Annotated in this window: 11 protein-coding genes; 5 read left to right on the forward strand and 6 right to left on the reverse strand. The window is 65.2% G+C overall.

The annotated features are described in order from the left end of the window. Positions 1 to 110: 110 nt before the first annotated feature. The 4 genes from ACVW1C_RS17420 to ACVW1C_RS17435 form a co-directional block, all read right to left on the reverse strand. Positions 111 to 2,225 carry an acetate--CoA ligase family protein gene (locus ACVW1C_RS17420; protein WP_456759478.1) on the reverse strand — a complete coding sequence of 705 codons (2,115 nt, stop codon included), beginning with the start codon at positions 2,223 to 2,225 and terminating at the stop codon, positions 111 to 113. Positions 2,226 to 2,409: 184 nt separating this feature from the next. Then, entirely contained in the window at positions 2,410 to 3,165 is a 756-nt protein-coding gene (locus tag ACVW1C_RS17425) for a hypothetical protein (RefSeq protein WP_456763108.1), read from the reverse strand. A 15-nt stretch (positions 3,166 to 3,180) separates the two neighbouring features. Next, positions 3,181 to 3,975, reverse strand: a complete 795-nt coding sequence (locus ACVW1C_RS17430) for an enoyl-CoA hydratase (RefSeq protein ID WP_456759479.1) — start codon at positions 3,973 to 3,975, stop codon at positions 3,181 to 3,183. Between the two features lie 137 nt (positions 3,976 to 4,112). Then, positions 4,113 to 5,318 (reverse strand): ABC transporter substrate-binding protein, encoded by a 1,206-nt coding sequence (locus ACVW1C_RS17435; protein WP_456759480.1) that lies wholly within the window; start codon positions 5,316 to 5,318, stop codon positions 4,113 to 4,115. A gap of 147 nt (positions 5,319 to 5,465) precedes the next feature. Between ACVW1C_RS17435 and ACVW1C_RS17440 the strand changes: the two genes are divergently transcribed. Further along, positions 5,466 to 6,248, forward strand: coding sequence for a thermonuclease family protein (locus tag ACVW1C_RS17440; RefSeq protein ID WP_456763109.1), 783 nt, complete (start codon positions 5,466 to 5,468; stop codon positions 6,246 to 6,248). 53 nt (positions 6,249 to 6,301) lie between these two features. Further along, positions 6,302 to 7,795 carry a M48 family metalloprotease gene (locus ACVW1C_RS17445; RefSeq protein ID WP_456759481.1) on the forward strand — a complete coding sequence of 498 codons (1,494 nt, stop codon included), beginning with the start codon at positions 6,302 to 6,304 and terminating at the stop codon, positions 7,793 to 7,795. Positions 7,796 to 7,807: 12 nt separating this feature from the next. Here the strand turns inward: ACVW1C_RS17445 and ACVW1C_RS17450 are convergent, their stop codons facing one another. After that, complete coding sequence (locus ACVW1C_RS17450; RefSeq protein ID WP_456759482.1) at positions 7,808 to 8,209, reverse strand: c-type cytochrome; 402 nt, start codon at positions 8,207 to 8,209, stop codon at positions 7,808 to 7,810. Between the two features lie 206 nt (positions 8,210 to 8,415). Here ACVW1C_RS17450 and ACVW1C_RS17455 point away from each other — a divergent pair, with 206 nt between their 5' ends. After that, complete coding sequence (locus tag ACVW1C_RS17455) at positions 8,416 to 8,907, forward strand: transporter (RefSeq protein WP_456759483.1); 492 nt, start codon at positions 8,416 to 8,418, stop codon at positions 8,905 to 8,907. Between the two features lie 30 nt (positions 8,908 to 8,937). Further along, positions 8,938 to 9,225, forward strand: coding sequence for a transporter (locus ACVW1C_RS17460; protein WP_456759484.1), 288 nt, complete (start codon positions 8,938 to 8,940; stop codon positions 9,223 to 9,225). Between the two features lie 251 nt (positions 9,226 to 9,476). Here ACVW1C_RS17460 and ACVW1C_RS17465 read toward each other — a convergent pair whose 3' ends face one another. Further along, positions 9,477 to 10,769 (reverse strand): MFS transporter, encoded by a 1,293-nt coding sequence (locus tag ACVW1C_RS17465; protein WP_456759485.1) that lies wholly within the window; start codon positions 10,767 to 10,769, stop codon positions 9,477 to 9,479. A gap of 246 nt (positions 10,770 to 11,015) precedes the next feature. On the opposite strand from ACVW1C_RS17465, the gene cyoA reads away from it, so the two are divergent. Continuing rightward, a complete protein-coding gene (gene cyoA, locus ACVW1C_RS17470) occupies positions 11,016 to 12,182 on the forward strand; it encodes a ubiquinol oxidase subunit II (protein ID WP_456759486.1) in 1,167 nt (388 codons plus the stop codon).

The raw sequence follows: 12,182 nt of genomic DNA on the forward strand, positions 1-12,182 counted from the left end.
CAACCACCGATGCGAGTGGCGAGACAGGCCGTCTCCCCTTGTGCCCTTTCCGCGGGCCGCGGCGTATGGGTCCCGGGTCAAGCCCGGGACGACGTTGGGGAGATGGCTCGCTATCCCCTCGGCACCACCAGCGCATCGACGATCGTCACGCCCTGTCCTTCCGGATGCACCAGCACCGGATTGACCTCGATCTCGGCGATCTCGCTGCGGTGCTGCGCCGCCAGCACTGAGATCTGCGAGATCAACTGCGCGAGCGCCGCGACATCGGCCTTCGGCGCGCCGCGGAAGCCGTGCAGCAGCGGCGCGGCCTTCAGGGTTTCCAGCATCGTGGTCGCTTCCGCCGGGCTCACCGGCGCCGGACGATAGACGACGTCCTTGAACAGCTCGGTCGTGATGCCGCCGAGTCCCACCATCACCATCGGGCCAAAGGTCGCATCCGTCATGGTGCCGACGATGATCTCGACGCCCTTCCTGGCCATCGGCCCGACCAGCACGCCCTGGATCGCAGCCTCCGGCCGCGCCTGCTGCACGCTCTCCAGCATGTCGCGATAGGCGGTGAACGCCGCGCCCTTGGCCACGATGTTGACGCGGACGCCGCCGACCTCGCTCTTGTGCGCGATCGTGGGCGACTGGATCTTCATGACCAGCGGGAATCCAGCCCGCTCGATCGCCGCGTCGAGCCCGTCGCGATCGGTCACCAGAATTTCATCGGGCAACGTGATGCCGGCCGCGCGCAGCAGCGACTTGCTGTCATGTTCGGACAACGTCTTCGCCGTGAGATGCGCAGAGAGATCGCGCATCTGCGAGTCAGATGCCGCGACCTCCGGTGCGGGCCTGAACGCTGCATAGTCCGCCAGCCGCCGCATCGCGACGCCGACATGGGTCAGCCCCGACAGCACCACCACGCCCGACTTGGCCAACTCCTGCCGCGCGAAGTGCGACGGCAGCGTGTAGGAATAGAACACCACCGGCTTGTTCTGCCTTGAGATCACCGGCTTCAGTTCGGCTTCCTTGAACGGCATCCGGATCTCGCTCGACAGCGACAACACGACCAGCGTCGCATCCACTTCATCAGATGCGTCGAACAGCTCGATGCTCTTCTGCAGGCCGCCGGAAGAGACACCCTGCGCTGTGACGTCGACCGGATTGCCTGCCGCGCCATAGGACGGCATCCATTGCTTGATCTGGCTCTGGATCGTAGCCGACAGCTCCGGCACACGCAGGCCCTGCATCGATACGGTATCGGCGCCCCAGATGCCGGCGCCGCCGGACACCGTCAGCACCGCGACGCGATCGCCCTTCGGCAACGGATTGGTGGTGAATACGGCAGCAATGGTCACGGCCTCGTCGAGGTCGTTGGAGACGATGAAGCCGTACTTTGCGAACACCGCGTCATAGGCCGCCGACCAACCCGCCATGCTCGCGGTGTGCGAGGCCGCGGCGCGCTCGCCGGCACCGGAGCGGCCCACTTTGGTGACGATGACAGGCTTCCTCAGCTCTGCCGCGCGCTTCGCTGCAAGCAGGAACTTGTCGACGTCGCGGATGCCCTCGATGAACAGCAGGATCACATCGGTCGAAGGATCCTGCACCATGTAGTCGAGGAACTCGCCGGCGCCGAGATCGCTCTCATTGCCGGCGCTCACGACATAGCTGAGCGCGACACCGAGCGCCTTGGCGCGATGATAGATCGCAAAGCCGATGCCGCCGCTCTGCGCGACGATGCCGATCCGCCGCTTGCTGGCGACCAGCGCTGGCGCATCCGGCTTGACGTCGACGGTCGGGCTGAAGGTCGCGGCGACCTTCTGCACCTGACTGTAAAACCCTTCGGCGTTCGGGCCACTGATCCGCATCCCGGTCCGCTTCGCCAGCGCCACGATCGCGTGCTGCATGTCTGCGCTATCGCCGCCCTCCTCGGCAAAGCCGGACGAGATGATGACAGCGTTCCTGACGCCGGCGGCCGCGCACTGCTCCAGCGCCGGCAGCACAGCGCGCGCCGGAATGACGATGATGGCGAGATCGATCGGCGCGCCGATCTCGGCGATCGACTTGAAGCATTTCAGCCCGTCGATCTCGTCATAGTTCGGATTGATCGGATAGAGCGCGCCGGGATAGCCGTTCTTGCGCAGCATCGCGAGCAGCCGCCCGGGAATCTTCTCATGATCGCGCGAGGCGCCGATCAGCGCGATGCTCTTTGGGGCGAAGAAGGAATCGAGCGGATGCGGCATGAGGGCGTTCCGTTGTTCTTGTTGCGCTCGACGATATTTGATCGTTGGGGTGAGCTCAATCGCTCATCCCGTCATCCTGAGGAGCCGCGAAGCGGCGTCTCGAAGGATGGACGGCCCGGTCTGTTGCCGCGCATCCTTCGAGACGCGCTTCGCGCTCCTCAGGGTGACGGGTTAGGAGGGATGGCTACGCCACCAGCTTGAATGTCACGCCGCAGAGCAGGAACTCATCGCCCTGCACGGCACAATCCCGGGCCTTTGCGGCAGCCAGCACCTTGGCCTTGTCGACGACCTTGAAGGTCAAGCCGCTCATGATCTCGCTATCGCCCTTGACGAAGTGGAAGCTACTGTTCGGCAGCTTCACCACGGTGCCGTCGGAGGGAACGCCGATGATACGGCCCCAATGCGCCGCCAACCCTTCGGGCTCTGGACCCTGCATCTCGACCTCGGTGAGCGCCAGGGTCGTATCCTTGCGGATCGACTTCTGCCAGTCCGGGCCGGCCGGCGGGTATGGCCCGAGAATGTCGTCGCTGCCGTCGGTGTGATTGAACTCGATGAAGGCGGCGCGGCAGTCGCGCGGGTGCAGTTGCACGCCGTGATACGGCGCGTGCGTGATCACGTTGGCGGTGCGCACGCCGATCGCATTGGCCTTGGCGCCGCGCGCGTCGGGATCCTCGCAAGCGAAGATCGCCATGTAGCCGCCGCGGCCGCCGGTCTTCTCGATGAAGCGGCCGGCCGCGGTGCCCGGACCCGGCTGGAACGGCGCCACCACCTCGAGCAGGATGGTATCGACCGGCAGCAGCGCGTTCTCGAGGCCGTATTTGGCGACGTTGCCGTCGCGGTAACAGACATCGAGGCCCATGATCGCGGAAATGTCCGCGATCACCGGCGCAAGCTGCGGCGCCACCAGGCAGATCTGCCGCAGCCGCATGTACTCGGCCATGGAATTGGTCACGGCTTATTGCCCCTGGAAGGTGGGCTTGCGCTTCTCGACGAAGGCCTTGGCCGCTTCCTTGTGGTCGGTGGTCTCGCCGGCACGGGTGTGGTGGATCGCCTCGCCGTCGAAGCAGGCCTCCAGCGTCATGGTCTCGGCATTGTTGATGTTGCGCTTGATGTAGCCAAGCGCGACTGACGGGCCCTGCGCCAGCGATCGCGCCAGCTCCAGCGTCTCGGCCTCGACATCGGCGTCGGGCACCACCTTGGAGACCATGCCGAGGTTGTAGGCTTCCTGCGCCGACAGCACCGGCGACATCATGTAGAGCTCGTGCGCTTTCGCGCTGCCGAGCATCTTGGTCAGGAAGTACGTTCCGCCGTAGTCGCCGGAGAAGCCGACCTTGGCAAAGGCGGTGGTGATCTTGCAGGAGGCGCTGGCGACGCGCAGATCGCAGGAGAGCGCGATCGAGAGGCCGGCGCCGGCCGCCGCGCCGTCGAGCTGTGCCACGACAGGCTTCGGCATCGTGTGCAGGATGCGCGAGACCTCCATGCCGCGGCGCAAATTGGCCATCTTGGCCTCGAACGGCAGCGGCGCGCGGCCTTCGGCCATCGACTTGACGTCGCCGCCGACGCAGAAGGTGCCCCCGGCGCCGCGGATCAGCACCGCCCGCACCTCGGCATCGTCCTGCGCACGCCGCGCCGCCTCGACGAGGCCGCGCGTCATGTCGGGATTGAGCGCATTGCGCCGATCCGGGCGGTTCATGGTGATGGTGAGCAGGCCCTTGTCGAGGGATTGGAGAACCATCTGATTATCGCTCATGGCATTTTGCCCTTCGTTGTTGTTGGTTAGACCTTTGCGTCGTCCTTGCGAGGGGCGAAGCGACGAAGCAATCCAGGCTTCCTGTTTGGCGAGATGGATTGCTTCGCTTCGCTCGCAATGACGGAACACCCGTTGTCCTATTTCTTCACCAGCGGGCAGCGCGACTCCGACAGCGGCTGGAATGCCTGGTCGCCCGGTACGGTCGCGAGCAGCTTGTAGTCGTCCCAGCGGCCTTTCGACTCCGAAGGCTTCTTGACCTCGAACAGATACATGTCGTGCACCATGCGGCCGTCTTCGCGAATCCGGCCGTTCTTGGCGAACATGTCGTTGATCGGGGTCTCCTTCATCACCTTCATGACGGCGGCGGCGTCCGTGGTGCCGGCGGCCTTCACCGCCTGCAGATAATGCATCACCGAGGAGTAGACGCCGGCCTGCGCCGAGGTCGGCACCCGCTTGGTGCGCTCCATGAAGCGTTTTGAGAACGCGCGGGTGTCGTCATTGAGGTCCCAGTAGAACGCCTCAGCGAGCAACAGCCCCTGCGCGGTCTCGAGCCCGACGCTGTCGATATCGGTCACGAAAGCGAGCAGCGGCGAGATCTTCTGGCCGCCCTTGGTGATGCCGAACTCGGCGCCCTGCTTGATCGCGTTGATAGTGTCGCCGCCGGCATTGGCGAGCCCGATCACCTTGGCCTTCGAGGCCTGCGCCTGCAGCAGGAAGGAAGAGAAGTCCGAGGTATTGATCGGGTGCCGCACGCTGCCGAGCACCTTGCCGCCCGACTTAACCACGACATTGCTGGTGTCCTTTTCGAGGTCCTGGCCGAACGCATAGTCCGCGGTCAGGAAGAACCAGGTGTCGAGGCCGGATTTCACCGCGGCAAGGCCGGTCACATTGGCCTGCGCGAAGGTGTCGAACACGTAGTGCACGGTATAGGGGCCGCAGGCCTCGTTGGAGAGGCGGATCGAGCCCGGGCCGTTGAACATGATGATCTTGCCGCGCGCCTTGGCGATCTCGCCGGCGGCGAGCGCCGTCGCGGAGGCCGCGACGTCGAAGATCATCTCGACGCCCTGGTTGTCGATCATGTCGCGGGCGATGTTGGCGGCAAGGTCGGCCTTGTTGAGATGGTCGCCGACCACGATCTCGACCTTGCGGCCGAGCACCGTGCCGCCAAAATCCTCCACCGCCATCTTGGCGGCGGTCTCGCTGCCCGAACCGGTGATGTCGGCATAGAGGCTCGACATATCGAGGATGCCGCCGAGCTTCAGCGGAGGCTTGTCCTGCGCCAGCGACGCATTCGCCGAGATCGCAAACACACAGGCCAACACGCCGGCCAAGACCCGTCTCATTCAATCCTCCCCTTGAAACACGAACCTCATTCCATCAGGTCCGTTTCGAGGGCCGGATCATGCCGCATGGCCCGCACTGCAGCAAGCCGCAGAACGACCGCGTGTTTTCCGCTCAACGGAATGGCCAGGATGTGCGAAGATCGCGCGATGCAGAACTTGTTGATACGGATTGTGCCGGCCGCTGCTCGTATCTTGCTCGCGTCCTCAACGATATTCGGCTGCGGCGCAAGCCACGCGACCGGATGCAATTTCGAGATTCAGGGCGAAGGTCGTGTCGCCGCTGTGGTCGATGCGCGCAGTCTTCGGCTCGACGACGGCCGCGAGGTCAGGCTCGCCGGCATCGAGGTGGCGGACCGGGCGAAGGCCACCACAGTACTGTCGGCGCTGCTGGTCGGCCGCGAGGTGACGCTGCGCGGACAGGACGACACGCCGGACCGCTACGGCCGGCAGCCGGCCTACGCATTCCTCGAAGGCAGCGAGCTCCCCGTGCAAAGCGAGCTGCTGCGCCAGGGCCTCGCGCTGGTGTCGTCCGAGATCGCCGACAGGGACTGTGTCAGTACGCTGATGGCGGCGGAGGCCGAGGCGCGGGCCGCCCGATCGGGAACCTGGGCCGAGGCCACGGTCATAAAAAACGCTGAAAGTCCGGACGATATTTTGGCCGGGATCGGGCGCTTTACCGTCGTCGAGGGCAGGGTTTTGTCCGTGCGTCAGGCGGGGGCGACGACCTACCTGAATTTTGGCCGAAACTGGACACGGGACTTTGCTCTGACTATTTCAAGGCGCATAGTCCCTGCGTTTGAGGCGGCCGGGCTTGCGCCCAAGTCTCTGGAAAATCGTAGGATTCGAGTGCGAGGCTGGGTGGAAGCACGACGTGGGCCGCGAATCGAGTTGCTCCGGGTGGGGCAGATTGAAGTACTCGGCGGGAACTAGGGGCCCACAGGTCACGGCCTGGCCGATTACAGGACAGTTTGTGGGTTTTTGACGTGATTGAGCGCGCTGGACGGCGTGAAGATGGAACTGGCCGCCGGCTTTCGGCTGCGCTGGCGCTCGTCTGCGCGGCCCTGACGCTGTCGGCCTGCGGCAATGTCGGCCGCTTCGAGCAGGTCCCGCCGACCGCGGCGACGGCGCCGGTGAAGCCGAACCGGGTGGTGCAGCAGACGCCGAGCAGCGAGCGCGAGCATGAGCGCATCCTGTCGTCCTATGGCGGCGCCTATGACGACCCGAAGCTCGAGGCCCTGATCGGCAAGACCGTCGACCGGCTGGTCGCCGCGTCCGAACGGCCCGACCAGGCCTACAAGGTGACGATCCTCAATTCCGGCGCGGTGAACGCCTTCGCGCTGCCGACCGGCCAACTCTACGTTACACGCGGCCTGATCGCGCTCGCCAGCGACACCTCCGAGCTTTCCTCGGTGCTGAGCCACGAGATGGCGCATGTGCTGGCCAAGCATGCCGCGATGCGCGAGGACCAGGCGCGCCAGGCGGCGGTGGTGACGCGCGTCGTCACCGACATGAGCACCGATCCCGATCTCACGGCGCTGGCGCTCGCCAAGACCAAGCTGACGATGGCGAGCTTCTCGCGGCAGCAGGAGTTCGAGGCCGATGGCATCGGCGTCGGAATCGCCGCGCGCGCGCATTTCGATCCCTACGGCGCGGCGCGCTTCCTGACCGCGATGGAGCGCAATGCCGCGCTCAAAATCGGCAAGACCGCGCTCGATCCGCGCGCGCAGGACTTCACCTCGTCGCATCCGGCAACGCCGGAGCGCATCTCCAATGCGCAGACCACCGCACGGCAATACTCATCGCCGGAGAGCAACGAGCGCGACCGCGAGACCTATCTCGCCGCGATCGACAACATCGTCTATGGCGAGGACCCCAGCGAAGGTTTTGTGCGCGGCCGCCGCTTCCTGCATCCCAAGCTCGGCTTCACCTTCACCGCGCCGGACAATTTCACGCTCGACAACACCGCGCAGGCGGTGATCGGCGTGCGCGAGGGCGGCAGCCAGGCGATGCGCTTCGACGTGGTGCGGGTGCCGGCCGAACAGTCGCTCGGCGACTATCTGAATTCCGGCTGGATGGAAGGCGTCGAGAGGTCCTCGACCGAGGACCTCAATATCAACGGCTTTCCGGCGGCATCGGCCACCGCGCATGGCGACCAGTGGCAGTTTAAGGTCTACGCGCTGCGCTTCGGCAGCGACGTCTACCGTTTCATCTTCGCCGCCAAGCAGAAATCCACCGAGAGCGAGCGCAACGCGCGCGAGACCGTCAACTCGTTCCGCCGCCTGACGCTCGACGAGATCCAGGCCGCGCGCCCGCTGCGGATCAAGGTGATCAACGTGCAGCCCGGCGACACCGTGGAATCGCTGTCGCACCGCATGGCCGGCGTCGATCATCCGGCCGAGCGCTTCCGCGTGCTCAACGGCCTCGATGCCCACGCCCAGGTGAAGCCGCGCGACCGCGTCAAGATCGTGGTGGATTGATGTCTTATTCGGCTACTTCGCCTTCTCCTTGAGGAAGGCGATGATGTCGGCGCGGTCCTTCGGATCCTGGACCTCGTAGAACATCTTGGTGCCCGGCACCATCGCGTCCGGACCGGAGAGCCATTTGTCGAGATTGGCCTCGGTCCACACGATCTTCGAGTTCTTCAACGCCGGCGAGTAATTGTAGCCCGCGACCGAGCCGGCAAGGCGGCCCACGACCCCCTTGTGCATCGGGCCGACATCGTTCTTGTCGATCGAATGGCAATCGCCGCAGCCCTGGTACAGCGTGGCGCCGCGCGCCGGATCGCCCGCCGCACGGGCGCTGTTCAGCGCGAGCAAGATCGCGATAGCCGCCATCGCGGCGATTTTGGCATGCTGCGGCGCGAGCACGCCTGCGATCGAACGAATGGTCATTCCGGGGGTCTCCTGTTTTGCCACCACAACAGGAGCCGCCGGGCTGCCATTCTATTCCCCGAAATTTCGCCCGCCCGCGCGGTTTCTCCAATCGCTGCAGCGGCCGGAGCGGATTTTTTTGGCCCGTGAGGAATATCCGCGCGCCCCGCCGATCACTATCCACGCTGCCACCTCCGTAGCGGCGCCGGGTTTTTGGAGCATCCCCAGTGTTTCACAATCGGTTCGGCGCCGTCGCTCGACTTGCCGAACTCGGGTGCGTGCTTGCTGTGTTCACCCTCGCAGCAGCCACCGCCGCGCGCGCGGACGGTTGTCCCAAGCCGAGCGACGAAATTGCGACCGACCGGCCCGACGTCACCAATTCGAGTATCGTCGTGCCGGTCGGGAGCCTGCAGAGCGAGAACGGCATCAACCTCACCGGCCGCAACAGTGGCCGCACCATCGACGGCAGCAACAGCCGCTGGCGGCTCGGCATCGCGCCTTGCCTCGAGGTCCTGATCGACCTGCCGAGCTATACCGGCAATGTGAGATCGCCGGGTGCCTCGGGCTTCTCCGACGTCGCTCCTGGAGTGAAATGGCAGATCAGCCCGGTGCCGGGAAAGATCGATCTGTCGATCACCGCCGGCGTCGCGCTGCCGACCGGCGCGACCGCCATCGCCGGGCGCGGCGCGCAGCCCTACATCCAGCTGCCATGGTCATGAGATCTGCATGACGGCTGGGGCGTCAGCGGCATGTTCACGGAATTCTTCCGCCCGGCCGAGCCGACCGGCCGGCACATGTCGGAAACGACCTTCGTGATGGAGAAGAAATTGACCGAGCGGATCAGCGTGTTCACCGAATATGTCGGCGACTATCCCGACGGCGCGCGGCCGACCCAGCTGATCAATTCCGGCGGCATGTACCGGATCACGCCGACCCAGCAGCTCGATCTCCACGTCGCGTTCGGGCTCAACCGCAACTCGCCAAACACCATCGTCGGCCTGGGATATTCGTTCCGCGTCGACGGGCTGTTTCGGTAGAGCGTTTTCGAGCGAAGTGGGCACCGGTTCGCGTGAAGAAAACGCGTCAAGACAAGAATATGGAGCTCCGTTCCGATTCAATCGGAGCGGAAAGGGCTCCAGTCCACCTCCCCTTGAAAAGGGGAGGTCGCTTTGCTCGTGAGAGCAAAGCGGGTGGGGATCTGCTCTCTCCACGCGCGCTGGTGCGTATGGCTGGACCCCCATCCCGACCTTCCCCCTTTCAGGGGGAAGGAGCAGATAGGGCCGCGTGACTAATTGACTTCGGCTTCGCGCAGGCCGCTCAGCCAAAGCGCGAGCAGCGTCCACACCGCACCCGACAACAGATACGCACCGGCCGAGATCAGGCCGAAATGCGTCGCCAGCAGCAGCGCGGCGAGCGGCGCAAAGCCGGCGCCGAACAGCCAGGCGAAATCCGAGGTCAGCGCCGAGGCGGTGTAGCGATAGGTCCGCGCGAAATTCGAGGCGATCGCGCCGGACGACTGGCCGAACGACAGCCCGAGCAGCACGAAGCCGAGCACCATGTAGATCGTCTCGCCGAATGCACCGGCGTCGAGCAGCTGCGGGGCAAAGCCGCTATAGACCGCGATCGCGACCGCGGACCCCAGCAGCAGCGGCTTGCGCCCGACGCGGTCGGCGATCATGCCGGAGGCGATGATCGCGACGACCCCGACCATGGCGCCGATCATCTCGATGATCAGGAAGCGCACCGGACTTTCCTTGGTGAACAGGAACACCCAGGACAGCGGAAACACAGTGACCATGTGGAACAGCGCAAAGCTCGCCAGCGGCGCAAAGGCTCCGAGCAGGATGTTGCGGCCCTCCTGCGCCACCGTCTCGCCGACGCGCGCCGGCTCGAGATCGCGGCTTTCGAACAGCTCGGAATATTCATCGGTCGCCACCATGCGCAGCCGCGCAAACAACGCCACCACGTTGATTGCGAAGGCGACGAAGAACGGATAGCGCCAGCCCCAATCGAAGAAATCATCCGCAGAAAGGTTGCCGGCGAAGAACGCGAACAGCGCGCTCGCCACGATCAGGCCGAGCGGCGCGCCGAGCTGCGGCACCATCGCGTACCAGCCGCGGCGGTTCGCCGGCGAGTTCATCGCGAGCAGCGAGGCGAGGCCGTCCCACGCGCCGCCCCAGGCGATGCCCTGCAGGACGCGCGCTGCGGCCAGGAGCCAGATCGCCGCGGCGCCGATCGTGTCGTAGCCGGGCAGGAAGGCGAGCGCGACCGTGGCGGTGCCGAGCAGGAACAGCGCGATGACCAGCTTGGCGCCCTTGCCGTGGCGGCGGTCGACCGCCATGAAGATGACGGTGCCGAGCGGCCGCGCGGCAAAGGCCAGCGCGAATATCCCGAATGAATAGAGCGTGCCGGTCAGTTCATTGACGAACGGGAACACCAGCTTCGGAAAAACGATCACCGAGGCGATCGCGTAGACGAAGAAGTCGAAGAATTCCGACGTGCGCCCGATGATGACGCCGATGGCGATTTCGCCGGGTTTCGCCTGCCCGTGACCTGACGCGGTCGGGGTGCCGTGAGCCATTGCTGGGGCCTGTGCCATCGCCGGAGAACCGTCCTTTGGAGCCTGATCCGGAAACGTGGAAACCGGTTTTCCGAACAGATCACGCTCAGACTAGAGATGAGGCCACGGGCAGACTTTGCCGCGCGGTCCACCTCACCTTCTGACCGCCTATCCCGCAGTGCAACATTGGACAAATTGTCCAATGTCATCTTTGCTGCATCGCAGCTACCCCTTGGCGGAACTCATAAAATTCAAGTGGGGTGAGCCGTGCGCGCCTTGAAATTATTGGCCTTATTGCCGTTCGCGGCGCTGCTTGGCGGGTGCGATTTCGTCGTCCTGGCTCCCGCCGGCGACATCGCCGCCCAGCAGCGCGACCTCGTCGTCATCTCCACCGTGCTGATGCTCATCATCGTGCTTCCGGTGATGGCGCTGACCATCTTCTTCGCCTGGCGCTACCGCCAGTCCAACACCGCGGCCCCCTACGAGCCGGAGTGGGATCACTCGACCCAGCTCGAGCTGGTGATCTGGTCGGCACCGCTCCTGATCATCATCTGCCTCGGCGCGCTGACCTGGATGGGCACCCATCTGCTCGATCCCTACCGCTCGCTCGGCCGCATCGCCGCCGACAAGCCGATCGAGAGCAAGGACGCCCCGCTCAATGTCGAGGTGGTCGCGCTCGACTGGAAGTGGTTGTTCATCTACCCGGACTACGGCGTCGCCGCCGTCAACGAGCTCGCAGCTCCCGTCGACCGCCCGATCCGCTTCCGCATCACGGCCTCCTCCGTGATGAACTCGTTCTACATCCCCGCCCTCGCCGGCCAGATCTACGCCATGCCCGGCATGGAGACCAAGCTGCACGCGGTCGCCAACAAGGCGGGCACCTTCCGCGGCTTCTCCGCCAATTACAGCGGCGCCGGCTTCTCCGGCATGCACTTCGAGTTCAAGAGCCTGTCGAGCGCCGACTTCGACAAGTGGATCGCTACCGCCAAGGCCAGCTCCAACATGCTCGGCCGCACCGACTATCTGCAGCTCGAGCGCCCGAGCCAGAACGATCCGGTCCGGCTCTATCGCTCGGTCGATCGCGATCTCTACAAGGCGATCCTCAACATGTGCGTCGAGCCCGGCAAGATGTGCATGAGCGAGATGATGGCGATCGACGCCAAGGGCGGCCTCGGCCGCGAAGGCCTCAACAACACGCTGCCGCTCACCTACGACAAATACGCCCGCCGCGGCGCGCCGCTCGGCACCTCACCGACCTTCGTCGCCGGCATCTGCTCGATGGACGAGATCAAGGACGCGCCGTCGCGCGACGTGCTTGCGCCGCTCGACCTGACGCCGCTGCGTGGCGTCGGGCTGAAGCGCCCGCCGTTCTCGCCCGCCCATCCGTCATCGACATCCTTGCTGCTCGGCCAGCGCCCGAAATCAGACTCCTGA

This window comes from Bradyrhizobium sp. USDA 4011, assembly GCF_054063415.1.